The 25,455-nt window shown below is 42.4% G+C and carries 16 protein-coding genes and 1 tRNA gene; 14 read left to right on the forward strand and 3 right to left on the reverse strand.

Annotated features, from left to right (window positions below; genetic code table 11):
• The first annotated feature begins 202 nt into the window (after positions 1-202).
• The 4 genes from VUI23_RS02725 to nusG all read left to right on the forward strand — a co-directional run bounded on the left by VUI23_RS02725 (position 203) and on the right by nusG (position 3,984).
• On the forward strand, positions 203-2,626 hold the full coding sequence (locus VUI23_RS02725; RefSeq protein ID WP_342806732.1) for a S8 family serine peptidase: 2,424 nt from the start codon (positions 203-205) through the stop codon (positions 2,624-2,626).
• 277 nt (positions 2,627-2,903) lie between these two features.
• Positions 2,904-2,980, forward strand: a tRNA-Trp gene (locus VUI23_RS02730).
• A gap of 86 nt (positions 2,981-3,066) precedes the next feature.
• Positions 3,067-3,444: a preprotein translocase subunit SecE gene (gene secE / locus VUI23_RS02735; RefSeq protein ID WP_216049817.1), complete on the forward strand. Its 378-nt coding sequence runs from the start codon at positions 3,067-3,069 to the stop codon at positions 3,442-3,444.
• Positions 3,445-3,447: 3 nt separating this feature from the next.
• Positions 3,448-3,984 (forward strand): transcription termination/antitermination protein NusG, encoded by a 537-nt coding sequence (nusG, locus tag VUI23_RS02740; RefSeq protein WP_216049818.1) that lies wholly within the window; start codon positions 3,448-3,450, stop codon positions 3,982-3,984.
• 702 nt (positions 3,985-4,686) lie between these two features.
• On the opposite strand, the gene VUI23_RS02745 is transcribed toward nusG, so the two are convergent.
• From VUI23_RS02745 to VUI23_RS02755, 3 genes are all read right to left on the reverse strand, one after another.
• Complete coding sequence (locus VUI23_RS02745; RefSeq protein ID WP_342806734.1) at positions 4,687-5,862, reverse strand: IS4 family transposase; 1,176 nt, start codon at positions 5,860-5,862, stop codon at positions 4,687-4,689.
• Positions 5,863-6,099: 237 nt separating this feature from the next.
• Positions 6,100-8,034, reverse strand: a complete 1,935-nt coding sequence (gene mdoH, locus VUI23_RS02750; protein WP_342808232.1) for a glucans biosynthesis glucosyltransferase MdoH — start codon at positions 8,032-8,034, stop codon at positions 6,100-6,102.
• A gap of 19 nt (positions 8,035-8,053) precedes the next feature.
• A complete protein-coding gene (locus VUI23_RS02755; protein ID WP_342806736.1) occupies positions 8,054-9,712 on the reverse strand; it encodes a glucan biosynthesis protein G in 1,659 nt (552 codons plus the stop codon).
• Positions 9,713-10,411: 699 nt separating this feature from the next.
• Between VUI23_RS02755 and VUI23_RS02760 the strand changes: the two genes are divergently transcribed.
• The 10 genes from VUI23_RS02760 (at position 10,412) to fusA (ending at position 25,399) form a co-directional block, all read left to right on the forward strand.
• Positions 10,412-10,939, forward strand: coding sequence for a hypothetical protein (locus tag VUI23_RS02760; protein ID WP_216049822.1), 528 nt, complete (start codon positions 10,412-10,414; stop codon positions 10,937-10,939).
• Between the two features lie 207 nt (positions 10,940-11,146).
• Positions 11,147-11,575, forward strand: a complete 429-nt coding sequence (gene rplK, locus VUI23_RS02765) for a 50S ribosomal protein L11 (RefSeq protein WP_008845951.1) — start codon at positions 11,147-11,149, stop codon at positions 11,573-11,575.
• Between the two features lie 3 nt (positions 11,576-11,578).
• Positions 11,579-12,277 carry a 50S ribosomal protein L1 gene (gene rplA / locus VUI23_RS02770; protein ID WP_216049823.1) on the forward strand — a complete coding sequence of 233 codons (699 nt, stop codon included), beginning with the start codon at positions 11,579-11,581 and terminating at the stop codon, positions 12,275-12,277.
• Between the two features lie 349 nt (positions 12,278-12,626).
• Positions 12,627-13,145, forward strand: a complete 519-nt coding sequence (gene rplJ / locus VUI23_RS02775; protein WP_216049824.1) for a 50S ribosomal protein L10 — start codon at positions 12,627-12,629, stop codon at positions 13,143-13,145.
• A 57-nt stretch (positions 13,146-13,202) separates the two neighbouring features.
• Positions 13,203-13,574 carry a 50S ribosomal protein L7/L12 gene (gene rplL, locus VUI23_RS02780; RefSeq protein ID WP_216049825.1) on the forward strand — a complete coding sequence of 124 codons (372 nt, stop codon included), beginning with the start codon at positions 13,203-13,205 and terminating at the stop codon, positions 13,572-13,574.
• A 283-nt stretch (positions 13,575-13,857) separates the two neighbouring features.
• Entirely contained in the window at positions 13,858-17,892 is a 4,035-nt protein-coding gene (gene rpoB, locus VUI23_RS02785) for a DNA-directed RNA polymerase subunit beta (RefSeq protein ID WP_216049826.1), read from the forward strand.
• A gap of 88 nt (positions 17,893-17,980) precedes the next feature.
• Positions 17,981-22,162: a DNA-directed RNA polymerase subunit beta' gene (gene rpoC / locus VUI23_RS02790; protein WP_216049827.1), complete on the forward strand. Its 4,182-nt coding sequence runs from the start codon at positions 17,981-17,983 to the stop codon at positions 22,160-22,162.
• A 187-nt stretch (positions 22,163-22,349) separates the two neighbouring features.
• The gene (gene rpsL / locus VUI23_RS02795) at positions 22,350-22,724 is read left to right on the forward strand and encodes a 30S ribosomal protein S12 (protein ID WP_216049828.1); all 375 of its coding nucleotides are present in this window, start codon (positions 22,350-22,352) and stop codon (positions 22,722-22,724) included.
• A 77-nt stretch (positions 22,725-22,801) separates the two neighbouring features.
• Positions 22,802-23,272 (forward strand): 30S ribosomal protein S7, encoded by a 471-nt coding sequence (gene rpsG, locus VUI23_RS02800; protein WP_216049829.1) that lies wholly within the window; start codon positions 22,802-22,804, stop codon positions 23,270-23,272.
• Positions 23,273-23,296: 24 nt separating this feature from the next.
• The gene (fusA, locus tag VUI23_RS02805) at positions 23,297-25,399 is read left to right on the forward strand and encodes an elongation factor G (RefSeq protein ID WP_216049830.1); all 2,103 of its coding nucleotides are present in this window, start codon (positions 23,297-23,299) and stop codon (positions 25,397-25,399) included.
• Positions 25,400-25,455 lie beyond the last annotated feature (56 nt).

Below are 25,455 nucleotides of genomic sequence, written 5' to 3' on the forward strand. Positions count from 1 at the left end.
TTTCGGCATTCAAGACTTAGCGACTCTTATCTAATTTAACTTCTGAATATAATCCTAAACCCAGTCTGAGCAGACCTGGGCGGAATTCTTATGTCTTTAAAAAGGAGGAAGGTCTATGTAACCAATTAAAATTTAAGTAAATATTTAAACAAATTTAAAAATAATAAAAATTAAAATAACGACAGAAATAGGAAAATCGGGAATGAATAATAAAAAGTTTCTCATCAGCGCCTTAGGTGTAGCTGTGATGAGTATTACCCAAACAATGGCTGCACAGCCATCTCCAAATTTGCAGTTTGCTGAATGGTTGGCGTCACAAAACCCAGAACTGAATAATCAGCTAACGGATCGATTAATTGTAAAATTTAAAAATCAGACTACTTTGCATGAAATAGAAACGGCCAGTACTGATTTAAGTTCAGAGTCGGAGATAAATAATGGATTGTCAATTGCTCCTGGTCAAATCTCTGCGGGTAGCAATCTATTAACTAAGCTAGCCAGTAAAACTGGTCAGCAAATGCGTTTCGTAAAAACCAATAAACAGGGAAGGGCAATCTTAAAGTTAGACAAGCGAATGTCGAAAGCAGCCATGCAATCCATTATTTTACAAATGCAGCAAGACCCTTTGGTTGAATCTGTTGAAGCTGATCCAATTCGCTATTTAATGGCGCAATCACAGCCTTGGGGAATTGCTAATGTTCAAGCTGATCAGTTGTCTGATGTCAGTGCTGGTGGCAAAACGGTATGTATAATTGACTCTGGCTATGACATTAACAACCCTGATCTTAGTGCTAATTCGGTTTCTGGGAGCAATAATTCAGGTACCGGAAATTGGTACGTGCCAGGAGGATCTCATGGTACTCATGTAGCAGGCACTATTGCTGGAATTAATAATGCTGAAGGGATTGTCGGCGTGCTTCCTAACCAAAACATTAATCTGCATATCATCAAAGTATTTAATGAATCAGGCTGGGGTTACTCTAGTGATTTAGCCGATGCGGTTGAAACCTGTGAGGCAAATGGTGCGGATGTAGTCAATATGTCATTGGGTGGTGCCGGTTCTTCTACAAGCGAAAGCAATCGTCTTACCGCCGTCGCCAATAATGGTGTTTTGTTAGTCGCCGCAGCAGGAAATGCTGGGGACTCAAGTCACTCTTATCCGGCGTCTTATAGTTCGGTTATCTCTGTTGCCGCAGTGGATGAAACAGGTTTAAGAGCTGAATTTTCTCAATATACCAACCAAGTTGAACTATCTGCACCAGGGGAAGCGATTCTTTCTACTGTGGGTATTAATGATGGGCGGCAGGGTTATTTAACGTTCAATGGAACGACACTAGGAGATGACCGAGTTTTACCGCCGTCACGCTATATTGTTAGTGGCGGAAGTTACGCAATCAATAATATTAACGGTTCAGTTTCTGGAGTGATAGGAGCCTGTAGTACCAGCAGTAGCGGTAGTTTCAGTTGCTCAAATATGAGCAACAAAATTTGTGTTGTAGAGCGTGCAGACAATCAAGCGGGCAGTACTTATCCTGAAATTAACGCGGCATTAGCTTGCGATAATGCGGGAGCGGCGGGGATTGTGATTTATAGCAATGCCGAGCGTCCTGGATTGCAAAATCCATTTTTGGTAGATGACAGTAGTCAAATTACAGTGCCAACAGTGTCGGTCAATCGAACTCTTGGTCAGCAATTAATTGCAGCGGCAGGCACATCGGCTACGTTACAGGTGTTAGGTAATACGGATTACGCCTACTACAACGGAACTTCTATGGCGAGTCCACATGTTGCTGGGGTAGCAGCTTTGGTCTGGGCTAATAACCCCAGTTGTAGTGCTTCCCAAGTACGCAGCGCGTTAGGCGCGACGGCTTTTGATTTGGAGTCGACCGGACGGGATAACCAAACGGGCTATGGTTTAGTGCAAGCGAAAGCAGCGTCAGACTATTTAGCTGCAAATTGCAGTGGCAATGGTGGTGGAGATCCAGGAGGGAATGTACTAATTAACGGAACTGCGGTGACCGGGTTATCTGGCGCGTCTAATTCTGAACTACTTTACAGCATTGATATCCCTGAAGGAGCAAGCGATTTGGTTTTCTCTATGAGTGGTGGCTCTGGAGATGCTGATTTGTATGTTAAATATGCAACTGAACCATCCACAAATAGTTATGATTGCAGACCCTACCTAGGTGGTAATAATGAATCTTGCAGTGTAGATCCGGTTCAAGCTGGTACCTATTACGTTAAAATAATTGGTTACAGTGCTTATTCTGGTGTGTCCATACAAGCTGATTATACTGAATCAGCAGGTGGTGGAGGAAATGATGGCTCGTTAACTGTAATTGAAGATATTTCCGCATCACGTCGTAATTGGGTGTATTACACAGTAGAAGTTCCAGCGGGTTCATCAGTGTTGGATGTGAGTACCAATGGCGGCAGCGGTGATGCCGATCTCTATGTTCGATATGGTAGTAACCCAACTACCGGTAGTTATGATTGTCGACCATACCAAAATGGCAATACTGAAAGCTGTTCGTTTAATTCACCGCAAACAGGTACTTGGTATGTGGGTATTCGCGCTTACAGCACATTTTCGAATTTAACATTGACGATGGAAGTTCAACCTTAAATATCCATTAAAAATCAAATAGGCCGTCTAGCAAGGCGGCTTATTTAACCTCAAACTAAAATAACTTTTAGTAGCCCTTGGGTATGGATTAAGTGAAGCCAAAGAATAGCGACGATTAATAGTTGCTAGCTCCACTGCTATTTTCCGCTTGTCGGAATTCATTTTTACTTGAATAGCGCGGCTCAATGAGTATAATACGCGTCCCTCCTTGTGTGACTCCAAATTTTCCAATAAAAAATTGGTTCAAATCACAAAGATGGTGTAACTGAAATTTGTTAGGGGTGTAGTTCCAATTGGTAGAACAGCGGTCTCCAAAACCGATGGTTGGGGGTTCGAATCCCTCCACCCCTGCCAATTTTGTCAAATCACATAAATTTGAATTTAAACATACTGGTTTAGTTGAAACATAATTGACCAGTATTTATTACGGAAGTAAGAATATGAGCGAAAAAGCAGAATCACCATCCAATTCATTGGATATGCTCAAATGGTTGGTAGTCGTCTTGATTTTGGGCGGAGTGATAGCCGCAAATACCTATTATCAGGAAATTTCTGTGCTTTATCGTGCACTTGGTGCTGTGGCATTGGTGGTGATTGCCGGCTTTATTGCCAGCAGCACGGTTAAAGGAAGTTCATTCTTAACTTTTGCAAAAGAATCTCGAGTCGAAGTGCGTAAAGTTGTTTGGCCCACAAGACAAGAAGCAACTACCACTACTTTGATAGTTTTGGCTGCTACCGCTTTTATGTCTATCGTTCTTTATCTTTTAGACATGGGTATTGTGGAAGTCGTGTCTTTTGTTACCGGTTTAGGAGTGTAAGTCATGTCTGATAAAAAATGGTATGTAGTACAAGCATTTTCTGGTTATGAAGGACGTGTTCAAAAGACGTTAGTTGAACATATCAAAATGAACGGTATGGAAGATTATTTCGGTGAAATATTAGTACCTACCGAAGAAGTTGTTGAAATGCGAGCTGGCCAAAAACGCAAAAGTGAACGCAAATTTTTCCCAGGCTATGTACTGGTAGAAATGGAAATGAACGAAGACTCATGGCACTTGGTTAAAAGTGTTCCAAGAGTGTTAGGTTTCATTGGTGGTACTTCAGATCGTCCAATGCCTATTTCTAAGAAAGAAGCAGATGCTATTCTTAATCGTTTGGAAGAATCAGTAGACAAGCCAAAACCAAAAACATTATTCGAACCAGGCGAAGTGGTTCGTGTTACCGATGGTCCTTTCGCAGATTTCAACGGCGTTGTCGAAGAAGTCGATTACGAAAAGAGCCGCTTGAAAGTATCAGTACTTATTTTCGGTCGTTCAACTCCGGTAGAACTAGAGTTCGGCCAAGTCGAAAAAGGGTGAAGCAAGACCGAAACGAAGTTTCGCAGCTTGCTGAACGACCGACATGGATGTCGGGCTGGAACCCAGCCACAGGATGTGCACGAAGAGACGACTATAGGTCGTCTTTTTTAGTTTAATATTCCCAGAATTTTTAGCTTCGAAGAAGCTTTGGCCGACTGAACGACCGACATGGGTAAAGCTGGTTTTATTAGGAGCGAAGCTCCGTCCAGCTGCACGACCGCTCAAGGACGTGCGGGCTGGACGTAATACCAAGGACGGGTCAGTATGGTTTTAGTATATTAGCCCCAGAGTTCTGCACTCAAGATACCAGGCTGGAATCCAGCGCCAAGGATGGCGCCGAAGAAATTAAAACAAAGATGTCTAAATAGGCATCTTTTTTTTTGCCTCGAGAAAAGCACAAAAGCCTATGTAGCATGGTTTTTAGGCCATGGTATTTAATGTGTGCTATTCGCGGGGCTAAAGCACCCGCCTACAGGGATGGGGTGGTTTTGTGGCTCTGCGGGGCTAAAGCACCCGCCTACAGGGATGGTATGGTTTTGTGGCTCTGCGGGGCTAAAGCACCCGCCTACAGGGATGGTATGGTTTTGTGGCTCTGCGTGGCTAAAGCACCCGCCTACAGGGATGGTATGGTTTTGTGGCTTAAGGAATACGCCTAAATGCCTTGTAGCACGGGCTTCAGCCTGAGGGATCCCCACAGCGGCATCAACATTTTGCATCCTCCACTAGGGCTTCGATGGATGCTTTGAGCATGTTCTCATTTAGATAAAACCGAGAATGCTTGAGCAGTCTCAGAGCTAAATACCCGTAAGATAGTACGCGCCGGCTCGTGATGGTGTTTGCTTGGAAATGGCGGTGATAGCCCTGGGCTTCTGCCGCTTTACCCACACAGTATAGATAGAATTGTACCATCATGGCTAAGAGTAAAATGACTTGCAGACGTTTTTCACAGCGACTTAAACTACGGGATAATCCCAGTCCATAGTATTCATTTTTACAATCTCTAAACGATTCTTCAATGGCCATTCTACGTGAATATAAATGGACAAGCTTATTCGCTCCGAATTGATTTTGCGGAAGGTTGGAGACTAAGAACCAAGGCTCTTTGGCGGACTTGCTATGACGCTTATTAATATTGTCTTTGGTCACCACCCCTTTTCTATTTACATTATGTCGTTGTTTGTTTTTCCCTTTGAATAAAACGCCTCGACACGAATACTGACTTCTTTTCGATAAAGTACAAATGGGAAGCTCCATGGCCTTAGAAGAGGCTCGAGTATGATAATCACTTACGTAGCGCCATTGATTTTCCGTCGCCAATTTACATTTCACACTGCCGCGGGTTCTTGCCAACCAATACCAGTTGAGTCGGCTCACTTCCTTAAACCAAGGTATTTTAAACCCGGCATCTGTGCAAATAATCGGTTGGCAGTCACTCGGTAAGAGTTTAGCTAACCTAGCTAAAAAACGTTTCTGAATCATCGGCTGAGCATGTTGCTCCTCAGGATGCACCTCTTCATACAACGTAATCGCCCGACCTTTAATGGAGATAGCTGCTCTTAACATCACAAAGTTGTAGTTGTACACCGTTGACCAGTCAATATGAATTAACGGATGTTTTTCCGTGATAAACAAGTTTTGTATGATTTGATAATAGCGAGGAATAACCCGGTGTAGTCGAGGATTTCCCAACAGTCGGTCAATCCGTTTAATACTGTGCTTTTCAATGCCACCAGTGTCACAAGCCGCATTTCTTCCCATCGCTGTTAAGGTTAATTCAGAGCCATTTATGAGGCTTTTAGCAGCGGTAAACAGTGAGGTGGTAATACGCGGATCTAAAACGTTTGAATCTAAGGTAAATAAATCTGATAATAGCTTCATAGTGCTTGAGTTTGGTTATTTTTGTTTTGTGGTGAAATATATAATACCAAATTTCAAGCACTTACTTCTTTTTACTGTGGGGATTCTTCAGGCTTCAGCCCGTGGAGCTATTGTGTTCTTGGGCGCGGCTAAAGTCTGGCCAACAGATCTTATCGACAGGAATTGATTATTAATAGGTAAAAAAAAACCCACAAAATTAAGTTTGTGGGGTGAAACTTTAATTGAGTTTCAAAGAGGTTATTCGTTTGTAATTGATTGCCCGTGTTTAAGACCCGCTTTTTTAGTCGGTCTGAGTTCTTGAATCGGCATACTGGTCCATCTTTCTGGCGGTAGTTCAGGTACCGTTTTGTTATATCGACTCTGTTTATCCAAATTGCTTAGACTCAACCTCAAGCTTTTGGTTACAGGCTGTTCAATCACCTCACAAGGACAAATGAAGACGCCGTATTTACGTGACATAATCCCGAGCTTTAAACTACTCGAGTAATGAATGATTGGCGCACCCAGAATCAATCCAAGTAACACTGGCGCTAACCACCAAAACAATAGTGGGGTCAGATACCAAGTCAATGCACCCCAAAGAATTGCTAGCGTTGTAGCAGCCCAGGTACGTTTTATTGCTTCGGACCAAGGTACAGTTCTGCCTTCTCGACTTTGCGCATTCCAACTTACGTTTTTCCCTGCCAGCGCATTCAACACAAAGTAGGCGTGATATGCCATCATCAAAGGCGCGATTACAATTGCGACTACTATCTCTATCAATGTACTAATCACTAACGTTAGTGCACCACCAAACTCGTACCGACGGTATACAAGAGCATGGATTAGGCTCAAGAATTTAGGTCCTATAAGTAGTAATGCGGTTGCGAAAAGTAATGCAAATATGGAATCTGATTTATCTACTGGCCACGCTGGAAATAATTGATGAGGTGCGGTGAAAAACACATCATCAGAAGCAGCCCTAACGGTGGCGTCTATGGTGCTGAGCAACAGCAAAACAAACCATACTAATGAAGAAACGTAAGCGAATGCACCTAATACAAAATGTAATTTACTGATATTTTGCAAGCCTTCCGTTCGGAGTAATCCCAAATGTTGTAGGTTGCCTTGAACCCAACGTCGATCGCGGGTTGCATAGTCAATGATATTACTCGGTACCTCTTCATAACTACCTTCTAGGTCAGCTAATAGATAGACATGCCAACCAGCTCGCCTTAGTAGCGCAGCTTCAACAAAATCATGGCTTAAGATTTCCCCACCAAAGGGGACGTCACCCGGAAGATGCGGTAAACCACAGGACGCCATAAAAGCATCAATCCGAATAATTGCATTGTGTCCCCAATAATTGGCAGTGTCTGTTTGCCAAAATGCCTGGCCTGCAGCTAAAGTAGGGCAATACAAACTAGAAGCGAATTGTAAAAAACGTCCGAAAAGTGTGTTTTGTCTAATCGGAATTGGAACCGTTTGAATAAGCCCTGCTTTAGGATTGCTCTGCAGGGTTTTCACCAACGTAAGCATGCTCTCAGCAGTCATTAGGCTGTCTGCATCTAACACAATCATGGATTGATAGTTGGCTCCCCAACGTTCGCAAAAATCTGCAACATTCCCTACTTTACGATTTACATTCTTTTCCCGACGGCGATAGAACATGTGTGAGGCAACCTCATTACCCATTCTTGCGGTCAATTTATTCCATGCCACTAGTTCGGCTTCAATCAGCGGTTTCTGTTGGGTGTCACTTAACATGTAAAAATCAAAATATTGTAAACTCCCCGATTTTTCGATTTCCTTAATACATGCTTCAAAGCCAGACATTATGCGGTTGGTATCTTCATTATAGACCGGCATTATAATCGCCTGACGCTGGTTTGGGTCCAGACTGCCTGCCTGATTTTTGCGCAGCGCTTGTTTGAGGGTTACAGGATCTCTTCGCAACATAAGCAGGGTAAAACCTATAATCGCGCTCCAAAATGCCGCTGAAATCCAAACAAAGGTTAGGGTAAATAGGAACAGCAAAACTATTTCTATAGCCGTAAATCCATCTACTGAAAATATATCAGTCATCGCCCATCCGCCTACGATGGCGGTGGCAAGTACCAAAAACGCATAGCTATATTTACGTGCTGTTTTTGCGGATGCTTTAATAAAGTGTTCATTCGTAGAAGTAGACATGTGAACTCCCTCTTGATGATTATTCGATTTCATTTCGACTCCAAACATAGTTCCACACTTCACTAATAGGCTTGCCTCTCAGAGACAGTGATAATCTCATGTCCACGGCTCTATCTTGGTCAGCAGTCAGTGTAAACGACACTCTCCAGCTTTTTTTGTCAGGTAGTTGACTGACAATCAATTCGTCATATTTGCCGCCACTTACTTGTAAATCAGCTTGGATAGGAACGTTTTGAGTTAAATTTGTTAATTGATTCGCAGAAAAGTCGACGATAATTTTACGTACACTTTTATCCGCAGGATTGTTCTCACCTGGCAAAGCTGCCCAGCTATTCATTGCGCGAACAACGGTGGCAAGGTTACTTTGTTTCAAATCTCCAGAAACCGTGCTCAAGGTGTAATTAAATTCTCGTGTTTGGCCTTTCTTAAAAGGCTCATCTGGTACCCAGTAACTTACGATGTTGTCATTGGTTTCTGAATTCGTTGGTATTTCCACAAGCTCTAAGCGACCTGCTCCCCAATTATTGTCTGGTTTTACCCAGATGCCTGGACGATTGTGATAGTTCGCTTCGATATCTGAATAATGTGCAAAATCAATATCCCGTTGTAATAAACCAAAGCCTTTAGGTTGGGTGTCTTGCATTGAGGTTACTTGTAAGGTTTTTGGGTTGTTAAGCTGGCGCCATATTTGTTCGCCTTGAGAGTTGATCATTAACAAACCGTCGGAGTCGTGAACTTCTGGTCTGAAATCGTCAAAATACCTAGTGGTCGTTTCACTAGACAACAACATGCTTGTTAACGGAGCAACACCAAGCTTTTCAACGTCAGTACGAGCATATATTTGGCTGTTAACTTTTACTTCAGTGTTAAGTCCTGCGGTAAGTTCGAAACGATAAGCGCCTGTTACCGATTTACTCTCTAATAAAGCATAAATAATTAAATTTTCGGCTTCTTCTTTAGGCTCAATTACCCAAAAACGAGTAAATTCAGGAAATTCTTCACCAGAGGAATGAGCTGTATTGATAGCTAATCCTCGTGCTGATATTCCATATACCTGCCCTGGACCGACAATCCTAAAGTACGATGCCCCTAAGAAAACCGCTAATTCATCTTTATATTGTGGAGTGTTTAAGGGGTAATGAACCCGAAACCCAGCAAAACCAGCATCAGGAGGCGCGATACCTTGCAGTGGCAAAGCTTCATTTTCATAAATGAACTTATCTCCCTTAAAGGTAACAGTGTTGCTTCCAGCATTACTATCTACTAAGCGCAGCATCACTGGACTTTTGTAAAGGAAACCTGGGTGGAATAGTTGCAATTCGAAATTTGACTTGTCTTTCCAGATTGCCTTTTGAGGGTTGAAGCGTATATTTCGATACTCACTATAAGTCATAGTTGCCAATTCTTTAGGCAGTTCAGTAGAGCGTTTTTGATATTCTTCTGCGGATAGTTTTTTAGCCTGACCTTTAACCATTTCAAATGTAATTTTGTCTACATCAGGCTTAGTGATAACACCTTCAGGTTTTTCTGCGCTCACCGGCTGTTGAGCTGTCGCTAGTTGGGAGGGGAGGAGTAAACTACTAGGGAGCATTAAACCAACGCAAAACCACAAAGATACCTTTGTGGATGTATGCTTATTACTTCTTCTTTTGGTCTTATTCGCAACCAGCTTTAACATTTTTATCCTTCCTATGATTATTTTTTTCGCCGTTTAGAATCAAGCTGTACACTGTTAAGTGTCTTTAACTAATTTGCACAAACGGCCCGGGGAATAATGAAACTTGATACTCAATAATTAAGTAAGAAGCAGAAAGTAGGCCAGAAAAATGGTGATACCCATTTTTAAAATCGGATTCTGCTTTTGATTATCTTATATTATTGTTTTTAATGGTGTTTTTATTTCTTGCTGATTCCAAAGAGAGTTTAAAGAGGCGTTAAAAAGGAAGTTTTGGCAAAGAATGTATTCTATACCTTGGTTTAATGTCTGTTAAAACAGACACCTTGTGCAAAGAGCTCTGGTAATAATTGAAAAGGTCGGTAAGCAGCGATGTGTAGCCACTGTATCAAATCGGAAACACTGTGCTGTTTTTTTTCGTTAAGGTGAGAATTTCTAGGGCTTCCAGAGCAATTCAGCGATGATTTTTGTTCTACTTAAATAATTTAGGTTTAACAGCAGGCTGCGTATGTTTAGTAAAAATGATATTTGTCTATGTAAATTTTTCACGATGTAAGTTAGCCATTTAAGCTCTTACATTATCATTTCCATAGCCAACCAATTAAGCGGTGTAGGCTTGTTTTGTTTTACTTAAAACGTTAAGTTTGGCATTCAATATATTATTTCATTTCATGAGCATTCTTAATAAAGGGAATTATTTTTATGCAGCTAAAAAAGTGCATTGTAAACATATGCATCATACTCTGTGTTAGCTTCGTACAAAGCGCCACCTTATTTGCTCAAGTAAGCAGCCAGCCAGAGCCACAACGAAGAGTTGAGCAGATCGAAGTTGTTGGCACTAAACCATTATATTTCTATCGCCAACAAATGGTTAAAACAGAACTTGAATTTTACGATTACTACAATGATCTAGTCGATAACCCTAAATTTAAAGTGAAATGTAAACGAGAGCGAAAACAAGGTGCGGGCCGGATTACTCAAAGAGCTTGTTACCCCCAGTATTTTTTAGCCAAGAAAACACAGTTAACTGAAATCGCGATGCGCGCATCGGCGGCTTTACCTTCTGATGATGATGTTGCAATGCAGGTTCAACAAGAGAAACAAGCGTCACTAGCCTATGCTGAAAAATTGATTGAACGGGAACCAGCACTAAAAAAGCGGTTGATCGAGATGTATCAAGCCAAAAAGGTATTTTTTTCCAAACAGCAAAGCGTGAAAGATAAACAGTAAATTCTCGATTCATAAATTGTTAGTAGCGCCCATCTGCTAAAAATAATTCTGTCAGAATGACTTAAATAATTAAATATCCGTATATAAGTGTTGCGTAGCCCGAATATGTAATCTATAATTCGCGACCGTTAATTTTTATGGGAAGCCGATTGAGCAAACAATCTCTATGTTTTGCGAGGCGATAGACCCAAATTTGAGAGAGAGATAATGGCTAAAAAAATCACAGGCTTAATTAAGCTTCAGGTTGCAGCTGGTTCTGCTAACCCAAGTCCACCTGTTGGTCCTGCACTAGGTGCTAAAGGTGTTAACATCATGGAATTCTGTAAAGCGTTTAACGCAGCTACAGACAGCCTTGAAAAAGGTGCTCCAGTTCCAGTAGTTATCACTGTATATGAAGACCGTTCATTTACCTTTGAAACCAAAACTCCACCTGCGTCTTTCTTATTGAAGAAAGCAGCTGGTATTAAGAGTGGTTCTGGCCGTCCTAACACTGAAAAAGTGGGTAAGGTGACGCGCGCGCAATTGGAAGAAATTGCAAAAACTAAAGAACCTGACCTGACTGCAGCCGATCTTGATGCAGCTGTTCGTACCATCGCTGGCTCTGCTCGCAGCATGGGCTTGGTAGTAGAGGGATAAGACATGGCTAAATTAACTAAACGTATGCGCACTATTCGCGAGAAAGTTGACGCAACTAAAGAATACGAAATTAATGAAGCTGTTGCTTTGTTGAAAGAATTAGCTACTGCAAAGTTTGCTGAAAGTGTAGATGTTTCAGTTAACCTTGGTATTGATGCTCGTAAATCTGACCAAAACGTACGTGGAGCAACTGTGCTTCCAAACGGAACTGGTAAAGACGTTCGCGTAGCAGTATTTACTCAAGGCGCTAACGCAGAAGCAGCTAAAGAAGCTGGTGCTGACATCGTTGGTATGGAAGATCTTGCTGAGCTAGTCAAGAAAGGCGAAATGAACTTTGACGTAGTAGTTGCTTCTCCAGATGCAATGCGCGTTGTAGGTCAGTTGGGTCAAATCTTAGGTCCTCGTGGACTTATGCCTAACCCTAAAACTGGCACTGTGACTCCAGACGTAGCAACTGCTGTTAAAAATGCAAAAGCTGGTCAAGTTCGTTACAGAAACGACAAAAACGGAATTATCCATGCAAGCATTGGTAAAATCGCTTTTGAAGCAAACCAGATTCAAGAAAACCTTGATGCCTTGCTAGAAGCATTGAAGAAAGCTAAACCTTCTTCTGCTAAAGGTGCTTACTTCAAGAAAGTTAGCCTTAGTACCACAATGGGTGCTGGCGTAACACTTGATCCAGTAAGCCTAGGCTTGAAATAAATTACCAATTAGATAACTCAGTTATCTTAATTGGCTTATGAGCAATTGCTCATCTCTCTAAAGGTTATGGGTTGGAGCTGTTTTTAACTAAGTTAAAAATCATGCTCCCGTCCAAGACCGCAGGTGCGAAATAGTAGGTGAAGTAAGAGAGCACCTACATTAAATATTTCGCTTAATACGTAAAATGCCTGCGCAGACGGTGGTTTCGACTCAGACTCTCTGGGGAAACGAACACCGTAGAGCGGTAAATCAGCGAATATTGTTTGGCAGTATTCAACGGTTTATCAATCTGGAACTCTGAATGTGAAATCATTATGAAATTGCATTCAGTTAACAAGAGGTGAACTCAGTGGCACTAGGTTTAGCAGCAAAAAAAGAGATCGTAGCAGAAGTAAGTGAAGTTGCATCTCGAGCTCTATCCGTTGCCGTCGCTGAATACCGTGGGATGGAAGTTTCAGAACTGACTGACCTGCGTGTTAAAGCTCGTGAGCAAGGCGTATACGTTAAAGTAGTACGTAATACACTTGCAAAACGTGGTTTAGCAGACAGTAAGTTTTCTGATATTGAAGAAGCTTTAACTGGTCCTCTAATTTACGGATTTTCAATAGACGCACCTGGCGGTGCAGCACGTCTATTCAAAGATTTTAGTAAAGGAAATGACAAGCTTAAAGTAACTGCACTTTCAATCGGCAGTGGTTTATTGGGTCCTGAAAAATTGGACGCAGTTGCTTCACTTCCGACTCGCGACGAAGCTCTAGCAAAATTACTTGCTACCTTCAAAGCACCAGCCGAGAAATTCGTTCGTACAATCAACGAAGTTCCAGGCAAGTTTGTGCGTGTATTGGCGGCGATCAAAGACGAAAAATAATTTTCGTGTTTGGCATTAAATTTTTTAACAACTAATAACCCCAGGAGTTTAGAGAAAATGGCTCTAACTAAAGATGATATATTAAACGCGATTGCTGAAATGCCAGTTATGGAATTGGTAGAGTTAATCGAAGCAGCTGAAGAAAAATTCAACGTTTCTGCTGCAGCGGCTGTTGCTGTTGCTGGTCCTGCTGTAGCTGCTGAAGCTGCTGCAGAGCAAACAGAATTTGACGTTGTAATGACTTCATTTGGCGCTAACAAAGTTGCTGTTATCAAAGCAGTACGTGGCGCAACTGGCCTAGGTCTTAAAGAAGCTAAAGATGTTGTTGAATCAGCACCTAAAGCTATCAAAGAAGGTTTGGCTAAAGAAGAAGCTGAAGCACTTAAAGCTGAACTTGAAGCAGCTGGCGCAGAAGTGGAACTTAAGTAATTTGTCTGTTGGCAGATTGCTTGCCTGAAAAGGCTCGGGCTGGTGATTATTTAATCACCAGCCTTTTTGCGCTGTAGGATAGGGCATTTATACCCTTTAGAACTATCCTTCGAATTGATGCGCAACCGTGATTAAAAGTGACATAAAACCAATAAGTTAAGTGTTAAAACTTTAGAAAAATTGGTGTATGCTTGAAGATCGCGCCCAAAGGGTGCTTGAAGTTTGTTTAGTAAAAGCGCTTTACTAGGCAAGTTGGGTCAAAAATCAGAATGCTGAGGAACCCATGGTTTACTCCAATAGCGAAAAGAAACGTATCCGTAAGGATTTTGGCAAACGCCCGCAGGTATTAGAGATACCTTACCTTCTTTCAATCCAGCTCGATTCTTTTAAGAAGTTTATCGACATCGATGTTGACGGCCATTATGGACTAGAAGCTGCATTTAGATCAGTTTTTCCCATAAAAAGTTATTCAGGTAATTCTGAATTACAATATGTGAGCTACCGTTTAGGTGAGCCTGTTTTTGACGTTAAAGAATGTCAAATCCGTGGTGTAACTTATTCTGCGCCACTTAGGGTTAAGCTTCGTCTTGTGTTGTTCGATAAAGAAGCCGCTCCTGGAACGGTTAAGGATATCAAAGAGCAAGAAGTTTACATGGGTGAAATACCACTCATGACCGAAAACGGTACTTTTGTGATCAATGGAACTGAGCGCGTTATCGTGTCTCAACTTCACCGTTCACCTGGTGTTTTCTTCGATCATGATAAAGGAAAAACACACTCATCAGGTAAAGTGCTTTATAACGCACGTGTTATTCCTTACCGTGGTTCTTGGTTAGACTTCGAATTTGACCCGAAAGATAATTTATATGTTCGTATCGATCGTCGCCGTAAATTACCTGCGACTATCATGTTACGTGCATTGGAAATGCCCACTGAAGAAATTCTTGATGAGTTCTTTGATAAAGATCTTATCAAAATAGTGGATGAAAAATTCATGATGGACATCGTTCCTGAGCGTCTACGTGGTGAAACTGCACAGTTTGACATCCTAGATGGCGAAGGAAATGTTCTAGTAGAAACCGGTCGTCGTATTTCTGCTCGTCATACTCGTGCTCTTGAAAAAGCAAAAGTGACAGAGCTTGAAGTTCCTGCTGAGTTCCTAGTTGGTCGTGTTATCGCTAAAGATCACATTAATGAAGAAACGGGTGAAGTAATTGTTAATGCTAATGACGAATTGACAGTGGAAACACTTGAAGCGTTACTAGAATCAAAAATTGACTCATTTGATACTCTTTATATTAATGAATTGGATCACGGTGCATACATTTCAGACACGCTACGTATTGATAGTTCTTCCAATCGCTTAGAGGCTTTGGTTGAGATTTATCGTATGATGCGTCCTGGTGAGCCACCAACTAAAGACGCTGCTGAAACCTTATTTGGTAACTTATTCTTCTCTGATGATCGTTATGATTTGTCAGCTGTAGGTAGAATGAAGTTTAACCGCCGTCTAGGTCGTGAAGAACTGATTGGCGAAGGTACGCTAGATAAAAAAGATATCATTGCAGTAATGAAGCAATTGATTACCATCCGTGATGGTAAAGATGAAGTGGATGATATCGATCACTTAGGTAACCGTCGTATCCGTTCTGTTGGTGAAATGGCAGAAAATCAATTCCGTGTTGGCTTAGTACGTGTTGAACGTGCAGTTAAAGAGCGCTTAAGTTTAGGCGACCTTGATGCGATAATGCCACAGGATTTGATTAACGCTAAGCCAATCTCAGCGGCAGTTAAAGAGTTCTTTGGCTCTAGCCAATTATCTCAGTTCATGGACCAAAACAACCCGCTTTCAGAAGTGACGCACAAACGTCGTATTTCTGCATTAGGCCCAGGTGGTTTAACTCGTGAACGCGCAGGTTTTGAAGTACGGGACGTACATCCGACTCACTATGGTCGTGTTTGTCCAATTGAAACTCCTGAAGGTCCAAACATCGGTTTGATTAACTCGCTTTCGAGTTTTGCTCGTACCAATGACTTTGGTTTCCTTGAAACTCCTTATCGTAAAATTGTTGACGGCGTTGTTACTGACGATATCGATTACCTTTCTGCTATCGAAGAAGGTCAATTCGCAATCGCACAGGCAAACGTTGTTTTAGACGATGATGGTAAACTGACTGAAGAACTTATCCCTTGCCGCTACCGTGGTGAGACTACTTTGATGCAAATTGAAGACATCAAGTATATGGATGTTTCTCCACAGCAAATCGTATCTGTTGCGGCATCAATCATCCCGTTCTTGGAACACGATGATGCTAACCGCGCATTGATGGGTGCAAACATGCAACGTCAAGCTGTACCAACTCTAAAAGCTGATAAGCCTTTAGTTGGAACAGGTATGGAAAAAACGGTTGCTGTAGATTCAGGTGTAACTATTATCGCTAAACGCGGTGGTACTGTTGATTATGTTGATGCGAGTCGCATAGTTATTAAGGTTAATGAAGAAGAAATGGCTGCTGGCGAAGCAGGTATTGATATCTACAACCTTACTAAATACACCCGTTCAAACCAGAATACATGTATTAACCAAAAACCAACTTGTAATGTAGGTGACCCTATTGTTACTGGTGACGTATTGGCCGATGGTCCTTCCACTGATTTAGGTGAGTTGGCATTGGGTCAAAATATGCGTATCGCATTTATGCCTTGGAATGGTTATAACTTTGAGGATTCAATCCTTATTTCTGAGCGTGTAGCCCAAGAAGATCGCTTCACAACTATCCATATTCAAGAACTAAGCTGTATTGCTCGTGATACTAAGCTTGGTCCTGAAGAGATAAGTGCTGATATACCAAACGTTGGTGAATCTGCTCTTGGAAAACTGGATGAGTCAGGTGTGGTCTATATCGGCGCCGAAGTAAAAGGTGGCGATATCTTAGTTGGTAAAGTAACCCCTAAAGGTGAAACCCAGCTTACGCCAGAAGAAAAACTTTTAAGAGCCATCTTCGGTGAAAAAGCGTCAGACGTTAAAGATACTTCTTTGCGTGTACCTAACTCTGTTCACGGTACAGTTATTGACGTTCAAGTTTTCACCCGTGATGGTGTTGAAAAAGATAAACGTGCTCTTGAGATTGAAGATATGCAATTACGTCAAGTCAAAAAAGACTTGGGTGATGAGTTCGGTATTTTAGCCGACGGTATCTTTGCGCGAGCGACTAACCTATTGCTTCGCAATGGTATTGATCAAGCTAAGCTTGACAGTATGCCTCGTGAAAAATGGTTCGACCTTACGCTACAAGATGAAGATGCACAGTTAGAACTTGATCAAATCGCTGAACAACACAGTGAAATCAAACTTGATTTCGATAACAAGTTTGAAATCAAACGTCGCAAAATCACTCAAGGTGATGACTTAGCGCCGGGTGTGTTGAAGATTGTTAAAGTTTACTTGGCGGTTAAACGTCATATCCAGCCTGGTGATAAAATGGCCGGACGTCACGGTAACAAAGGTGTTATCTCGACTATCCAACCAGTGGAAGATATGCCTTACGATGCAAACGGAACTCCTGTAGACATCGTACTTAACCCACTTGGTGTACCTTCGCGGATGAACATCGGTCAGATTCTTGAAACTCACCTGGGCATGGCTGCTCACGGTTTGGGTGTGAAGATTGATCGCATGATCAAAGAGCAAGAAGAATTAACTAAGTTAAGAAGCTTCTTAACAGAAGTGTATAACTCAGGTAAATCCCATCAAGTTGTAGACATTGAAAGCTTTACAGATGATGAAGTTAGACGTCTTGCTGAAAACTTGCGTAAAGGTGTACCTATCGCAACGCCTGTATTTGATGGTGCAACGGAACGAGAAATTAAAGACTTGTTACTGTTGGCTGATATTCCAGAAAGCGGACAAATCACGTTGTTTGACGGTCGTACTGGCCGCGCATTTGAACGTCCTGTAACCGTAGGTTACATGTATATGCTGAAACTTAACCACTTGGTTGATGACAAAATGCATGCACGTTCAACTGGTTCTTACAGCTTGGTTACACAGCAACCATTGGGTGGTAAAGCTCAATTTGGTGGACAGCGTTTCGGAGAGATGGAAGTGTGGGCACTAGAAGCATACGGTGCCGCTTATACCTTGCAAGAAATGCTAACTGTGAAATCCGATGACGTTAATGGCCGTACCAAAATGTATAAAAACATTGTGGATGGCGATCATCGTATGGAACCTGGTATGCCGGAATCCTTCAACGTATTGTTGAAAGAAATCCGCTCATTGGGTATCAATATCGAGTTAGAAGAGCAGAACGACTAGTTTGCTCTGATTGAGCGAAAGAAAGGAGAGCCTGACTAGCCAAATAGGTTAGTCGGGTTTTGTAACACCACTCCGCTGGGAGAAAAAAGTGAAAGACTTATTAAAGTTTCTTAAGCAACAGAACAAAACCGAAGAGTTCGATAATATTCGAATCGGTCTTGCTTCTCCGGACATGGTCCGTTCGTGGTCTTTTGGTGAGGTTAAGAAACCTGAAACCATTAACTACCGTACGTTCAAACCAGAGCGCGATGGCCTTTTCTGTGCCCGTATTTTTGGTCCGGTAAAAGACTATGAGTGTTTGTGTGGTAAATACAAACGCCTTAAACACCGTGGTGTGATTTGTGAAAAATGTGGCGTTGAAGTTACATTAACTAAAGTACGTCGTGAGCGTATGGGTCATATCGAATTGGCTAGCCCGGTCGCGCATATTTGGTTCTTGAAATCATTGCCGTCTCGGATTGGTTTGATGTTAGATATGACATTGCGTGATATCGAACGTGTACTTTATTTCGAATCTTATGTTGTAACCGAACCCGGTATGACAACCCTAGAGCGTTCTCAACTTTTAACTGAAGAAGAATACTTAGATTCTTTGGAAGAACATGGTGATGAATTCGACGCTAAAATGGGTGCTGAGGCAGTATTCGAATTACTTAAAGTATTAGATGTTGATGCTGATGTAGTCGCAATGCGTGAAGAATTGCCTAGCATCAATTCTGAAACTAAGCGTAAGAAAATTACTAAACGTTTGAAATTGCTTGAATCATTCCAACAATCAGGTAACAAGCCTGAGTGGATGATCATGACTGTATTACCCGTTTTACCACCGGATTTACGTCCATTGGTACCACTAGATGGCGGTCGTTTTGCAACTTCAGATTTGAACGATTTATATCGTCGTGTAATCAACCGTAACAACCGTTTGAAACGTCTTCTTGACCTTGCTGCACCTGATATCATCGTGCGCAACGAAAAACGTATGTTGCAAGAAGCTGTTGATGCACTTCTTGATAACGGTCGTCGTGGTCGTGCTATTACTGGTTCTAACAAACGTCCTCTTAAATCTTTGGCTGATATGATCAAAGGTAAACAAGGTCGTTTCCGTCAGAACTTGCTAGGTAAGCGTGTTGATTACTCTGGTCGTTCAGTTATTACTGTTGGTCCTACTCTTCGTCTACATCAGTGTGGACTTCCAAAGAAAATGGCATTGGAATTGTTCAAGCCGTTCATCTACGGAAAATTAGAAGGACGTGGTCTAGCGACTACTATCAAAGCGGCTAAGAAATTAGTTGAGCGCGAAGCACCGGAAGTTTGGGACGTACTAGATGACGTTATCCGCGAACATCCAGTTCTGCTTAACCGTGCACCTACTCTTCACCGTTTGGGTATACAAGCGTTTGAACCAATTTTGATCGAAGGTAAAGCGATACAATTGCACCCACTAGTGTGTGCGGCGTATAACGCTGACTTCGATGGTGACCAAATGGCGGTACACGTACCGTTGACAATCGAAGCGCAGCTAGAAGCTCGTGCATTGATGATGTCTACTAACAACATTTTGTCACCTGCTAACGGTGAGCCAATCATCGTACCTTCACAGGACGTTGTATTAGGTTTGTACTACCTTACTCGTGACCGTGTAAACGGTTTGGGTGAAGGCATGGTATTTACCAGCCCACATGAAGCTGAAAAAGCTTACCGTACAGGTAATGCTGAACTTCATGCTCGCGTTAAAGTTCGTATCACTGAATATGACGTAGATGCTGATGGTAACAAACAGGAAAAAGTAACATTAACTGATACTACAGTTGGTCGTGCTATTTTCTCTTTGATTTTGCCTAAAGGTTTGCCGTTTGAAATTATCAACCAAGCTATGGGTAAAAAGCAGATTTCACGTTTGTTGAACGCTTGTTACCGTGTACTAGGTTTGAAAGATACGGTTATCGCAGCTGACCAAATCATGTATACCGGTTTCCACTATGCGATGATCGCTGGTGCGTCAGTTGGTATTGATGACATGGTTATTCCAGATGCGAAGAAAGACATCATTGAAGCTGCTGAAGAAGAAGTATTCGAAATTCAGGAACAGTTCCAATCAGGTCTTGTTACCGCTGGTGAACGTTATAACAAAGTTATTGATATTTGGTCTCGTGCAAACGAAGACGTTGCTAAAGCAATGATGTCAAACTTGTCTAAAGAATCAGTTAAAAACCGTGACGGTGAAATGGAAGAGCAAGACTCTTTCAACTCAGTGTTCATGATGGCTGACTCTGGTGCTCGTGGTAGTGCTGCTCAGATTCGTCAGTTGGCGGGTATGCGTGGTCTGATGGCGAAACCAGATGGTTCAATCATTGAAACGCCTATCACAGCGAACTTCCGTGAAGGTCTAAATGTACTTCAGTACTTTATCTCTACTCACGGTGCTCGTAAAGGTTTGGCCGATACGGCATTGAAGACAGCTAACTCGGGTTACCTAACTCGTCGTTTGGTTGACGTTGCACAAGATTTGGTCATTAACACTGAAGACTGTGGCACTTTCGAAGGGGTTAAAATGACTCCTCTTATCGAAGGTGGTGACGTTGTAGAACCATTGCGTGAACGCGTATTGGGTCGTGTCGTAGCTGAAGACGTAATTAAGCCAGGTACTAACGAAATCTTAGTAGAACGTAATACGCTACTAGATGAAGGTTTGGTTGACATGTTAGAAGTTAACTCAGTAGACCAAATCTTGGTTCGCTCGGTTATCACTTGTGACAACGACTTCGGTGTTTGTGCAAGATGTTACGGACGTGACTTGGCTCGTGGACACATGGTTGGATTCGGTGAATCTGTTGGTGTTATCGCCGCACAGTCAATCGGTGAACCTGGTACACAGTTAACCATGCGTACGTTCCACATCGGTGGTGCGGCATCAAGAGCATCTGCTGAGAACAGTGTACAAGTTAAAACAACTGGTACATTGAAATTACACAATGCTAAGTATGTGCGTAATGCTGACGACAAAGTCGTTATCGTTTCACGTTCTACTGAATTGACCGTTATCGACGACCAAGGTCGTGAAAAAGAACGTTATAAAGTGCCTTACGGTGCAATCCTTTCTGTTGATGATAACGCAGCTATTAGTGCTGGCGATGTTATCGCGAACTGGGATCCGCATTCGCATCCAATTATTACAGAACGTAAGGCTAAAATTAGCTTTGCTGATGTTGATGATTCGAATACCGAAATGCAGCAAGATGAGTTAACCGGTCTAACCCGTATCGTAGTTAAAGATTTAACTAAAGCGAACGCTAAAGAACCTAAACTTATTCTAGAAAGTGATGAAGTTGGATTGCAGGAAATTCGTCTGCCTAGCTTTACTACAATCGAAGCCTCTGACGGTATGATGGCTCGTGAAGGTGACGTGCTAGCACGTATACCTCAAGAAAGTTCGAAAACTCGTGACATCACCGGTGGTCTACCGCGTGTTGCTGACTTGTTCGAAGCACGTAAGCCTAAAGAGCCTGCAATTCTTGCTGAAGTTTCCGGTACTATCGGCTTTGGTAAAGAAACAAAAGGTAAAAAGCGCTTAGTTATTACGCCTAAAGAAGGTGATCATTACGAAGAGATGATTCCTAAATGGCGTCAACTTAACGTGTTTGAAGGTGAATCTGTAGAAAAAGGTGAAGTAATCGCCGATGGTCCAGAGTCACCTCATGACATCTTGCGCCTTCGTGGTATCAGTGCAGTTGCTAACTACATTGTTAACGAAGTACAAGAAGTTTACCGCTTACAAGGGGTTAAAATTAACGATAAGCACATCGAAGTGGTCATCCGCCAGATGTTGCGTAAGTGTTTGATTACTCACCCAGGTGATACTCAATTCCTTGAAGGCGAGCAAGTTGAAGTTGCGAACGTTAGAGTTGCTAACCGTGAAATTGAAAAGCAGGGTAAAATTCCTGCTCAGTATGAAACACAGTTGCTTGGTATTACCAAAGCGTCACTGTCTACTGAATCATTCATTTCAGCGGCCTCGTTCCAAGAAACAACCCGTGTTCTTACCGAAGCAGCAGTGCAAGGTAAAGAAGATGAGTTACGAGGTTTGAAAGAAAACGTTATTGTTGGTCGTTTGATTCCAGCAGGAACCGGTTTCTCTTACCACCAAAACCGAGCGAAAATGAAACAAGCTGCTAAGATGGTTGAAGAAACATCAGTATCTGCCTCTGAAGCTGAACTTGCCCTAACTGAAGCGTTAAACGCTGAAGCTGGTGACAGTTCTAACAACGAGTAAGAAAATTTAGAAATATCTTTGGCTGACCCTAGTTAGTCAAAGACTTTTCTTGACAGTTTGTTTTATGATCTATAGAATTCCGCGACCCGAAATTTGCTAATGCAAGTTTTTGGTCGCGGATTTTTCGCTTTCAGCGCCCGGTAAAACGGGCAAACAGTAGTTTTTTATTAACCAGGAGCCCTAGTTAATGGCAACAGTTAACCAGTTAGTGCGCTCTCCTCGTAAGAAGCCCGTTGAAAAAAGCAACGTCGCTGCCTTACAGGCTTGCCCACAAAAACGTGGAGTATGTACACGCGTATATACCACCACGCCAAAGAAGCCGAACTCAGCTTTACGTAAAGTATGCCGTGTTCGTTTAACCAACGGTTTTGAAGTTTCTTCATATATCGGTGGTGAAGGTCACAACCTACAAGAGCATAGTGTTGTTCTTATTCGTGGTGGTCGTGTTAAAGATTTACCAGGTGTTCGTTACCACACTGTTCGCGGTACTTTAGACTGCGCAGGCGTTAACGACCGTAAACAAGCCCGTTCTAAATACGGCGCAAAAAGGCCTAAGTCTTAACGGTTCTCCGTTAGTAAGGCCAAACTATTAAATTTAGAGTTTTGGGTTATACCTGAATTCCCACGGAGAATATTAAGATGCCAAGAAGACGAGTCGTAGGTCAACGAAAAATCCTACCAGATCCTAAGTTCGGATCACAATTACTTGCCAAATTCATGAACGTTGTCATGTTGGACGGTAAAAAATCTACTGCTGAAAAAATTGTTTACGGTGCATTAGACATCGTTGCTGAAAAAACCAGTAAAGCTCACCTAGATGTATTCGAAGAAGCATTGGATAACATCCGCCCTACAGTCGAGGTTAAGTCTCGTCGTGTTGGTGGTTCTACGTACCAAGTACCTGTAGAAGTTCGTCCTGTTCGTCGTAATGCATTAGGTATGCGTTGGATGGTTGATGCCGCACGTAAGCGTGGTGAAAAATCTATGGCTCAGCGCCTAGCAGCTGAAATGTTAGATGCGTCTGAGAACAGAGGCTCTGCGGTTAAGAAGCGTGAAGACGTTCACCGTATGGCTGAAGCGAACAAGGCGTTCGCACACTACCGTTGGTAGTCAAAGTTTCTTAGAGAGGATTAAATGGCTCGTAAACATCCAATTGAACGCTATCGCAATATCGGAATCGTTGCCCACGTTGACGCGGGTAAAACGACCACGACTGAGCGCGTTTTATTTTATACCGGCTTGTCTCACAAGATTGGTGAAGTCCATGATGGCGCTGCTACCATGGATTGGATGGAGCAAGAGCAGGAGCGGGGGATTACTATTACCTCCGCAGCCACTACTTGTTTCTGGTCTGGCATGCAGCAACAGTATGACCAGCACAGAATCAACATCATTGACACCCCAGGGCACGTAGACTTCACTATTGAAGTTGAACGTTCTTTACGAGTGTTAGATGGTGCGGTAGTTGTGTTCTGTGGCTCATCGGGCGTTGAACCCCAATCTGAGACTGTATGGCGCCAAGCTGATAAATACCGTGTTCCGCGCATGGTATTTGTCAACAAAATGGACCGTACGGGTGCTGACTTCGATCGTGTAGTTAAGCAAATTCACAATCGTTTAGGTGCTACTTGTGTACCTATTCAATTGAACATTGGTGCTGAAGAGAACTTCAAAGGCGTCATTGACTTGATCAAGATGAAAGCCATTAATTGGAATGAAGCTGATCAAGGTATGACCTTTTTATATGAAGATGTACCTGCAGATTTACTGGACAGGGCGAATGAACTTCGCACCGAGATGGTTGAAGCTGCCGCGGAAGCCTCTGATGAATTGATGAATAAGTATTTGGAAGGTGAAGAGCTTTCCGAGGAAGAAATTAAAACTGGACTACGTATTCGTACACTCAAAAATGAAATTGTAGTGGCGACATGCGGTTCAGCATTTAAAAATAAAGGTGTACAGGCTGTTCTTGATTCCGTTATCGAGTTCTTGCCAGCACCGGTTGATGTACCTGCAATCACTGGCGTACTAAGTGATAAGAATGAAACAGAAGCTGAACGTCATGCTGACGATAGCGAACCGTTTGCTGCCTTAGCGTTTAAAATTGCCACTGACCCATTTGTAGGGACTTTAACCTTCTTCCGTTGTTATTCCGGCGTGGTAAATACAGGTGATGCTGTTTATAACGCTGTAAAAGGTAAACGTGAACGCTTTGGTCGAATCGTGCAAATGCATGCTAAAGACCGTGAAGAGTTAAAAGAAGTGCGCGCTGGTGATATCGCGGCAGCAATTGGAATGAAAGATGTGACAACTGGAGACACCTTGTGTGATCCAAACCACATCATTACCCTCGAACGTATGGAATTCCCTGAACCGGTTATTTCTATTGCGGTAGAGCCTCGTTCTCAAGCTGACCAAGATAAAATGGGCGTTGCTTTGGGTAAACTTGCTGCAGAAGATCCTTCTTTCCGCGTAAAAACCGACGAAGAGTCCGGACAAACAATTATCTCAGGAATGGGTGAGTTGCATTTGGATATCATTGTTGACCGCATGAAGCGTGAATTTAATGTCGAATGTAATGTGGGTAAACCCCAAGTTGCATATCGAGAGACGATTCGTAAAAGTGTCGAAGTGGAAGGAAAGTTTGTTCGTCAATCAGGTGGACGTGGTCAATATGGACATGTTTGGCTGAAAATTGAACCAAACGAAGAAGGTGCAGGCTACGAATTTGTGAATGAAATTGTGGGCGGAATCGTTCCCAAAGAATACATTCCTTCAGTAGATAAAGGTATCCAAGAACAGATGCAAAATGGTGTCCTAGCTGGTTACCCAGTGTTGGATGTCAAAGTCACTTTGTTTGATGGTTCATTCCATGATGTTGACTCTTCTGAAATGGCGTTTAAGATAGCCGGTTCAATGGGCTTTAGGGAAGGTGTAGAGATTGCCAATCCTGTACTGCTTGAGCCGACTATGAAAGTTGAAGTCACCACTCCAGAAGACTGGATGGGTGATGTCGTGGGTGACTTAAATCGTCGTCGCGGCGTAATTGATGGCATGGATGAAGGGGTGGCAGGTATAAAAATTGTACGTGCTAAGGTTCCTCTTTCGGAAATGTTTGGCTATGCTACTGCATTGCGAAGCGCAACGCAGGGGCGAGCTTCATACTCTATGGAATTCTTTAACTATGCTGAAGCACCAAATAATGTGACTAAAGCGATAGTTGAAGCAAGAAATTAATCTAAATGAAGGTTCGGTCCGGTCTGTTACAGGGTCGGACTTTTAAATTAGGAAAC

Source organism: Alteromonas sp. M12 (assembly GCF_037478005.1).
Taxonomy (GTDB): Bacteria; Pseudomonadota; Gammaproteobacteria; order Enterobacterales; family Alteromonadaceae; genus Aliiglaciecola; species Aliiglaciecola lipolytica_A.

Coding starts and splice junctions, on each gene's coding strand:
- mdoH (WP_342808232.1), bottom strand. CDS start 8,034: ATGTCTACTTCTACGAATGAACACTTTATTAAAGCATCCGCAAAAACA.
- secE (WP_216049817.1), top strand. CDS start 3,067: ATGAGCGAAAAAGCAGAATCACCATCCAATTCATTGGATATGCTCAAA.
- rpsL (WP_216049828.1), top strand. CDS start 22,350: ATGGCAACAGTTAACCAGTTAGTGCGCTCTCCTCGTAAGAAGCCCGTT.
- VUI23_RS02755 (WP_342806736.1), bottom strand. CDS start 9,712: ATGTTAAAGCTGGTTGCGAATAAGACCAAAAGAAGAAGTAATAAGCAT.
- VUI23_RS02745 (WP_342806734.1), bottom strand. CDS start 5,862: ATGAAGCTATTATCAGATTTATTTACCTTAGATTCAAACGTTTTAGAT.
- rplA (WP_216049823.1), top strand. CDS start 11,579: ATGGCTAAATTAACTAAACGTATGCGCACTATTCGCGAGAAAGTTGAC.
- rpoB (WP_216049826.1), top strand. CDS start 13,858: ATGGTTTACTCCAATAGCGAAAAGAAACGTATCCGTAAGGATTTTGGC.
- rplK (WP_008845951.1), top strand. CDS start 11,147: ATGGCTAAAAAAATCACAGGCTTAATTAAGCTTCAGGTTGCAGCTGGT.
- VUI23_RS02760 (WP_216049822.1), top strand. CDS start 10,412: ATGCAGCTAAAAAAGTGCATTGTAAACATATGCATCATACTCTGTGTT.
- nusG (WP_216049818.1), top strand. CDS start 3,448: ATGTCTGATAAAAAATGGTATGTAGTACAAGCATTTTCTGGTTATGAA.
- rplL (WP_216049825.1), top strand. CDS start 13,203: ATGGCTCTAACTAAAGATGATATATTAAACGCGATTGCTGAAATGCCA.
- rpsG (WP_216049829.1), top strand. CDS start 22,802: ATGCCAAGAAGACGAGTCGTAGGTCAACGAAAAATCCTACCAGATCCT.
- fusA (WP_216049830.1), top strand. CDS start 23,297: ATGGCTCGTAAACATCCAATTGAACGCTATCGCAATATCGGAATCGTT.
- VUI23_RS02725 (WP_342806732.1), top strand. CDS start 203: ATGAATAATAAAAAGTTTCTCATCAGCGCCTTAGGTGTAGCTGTGATG.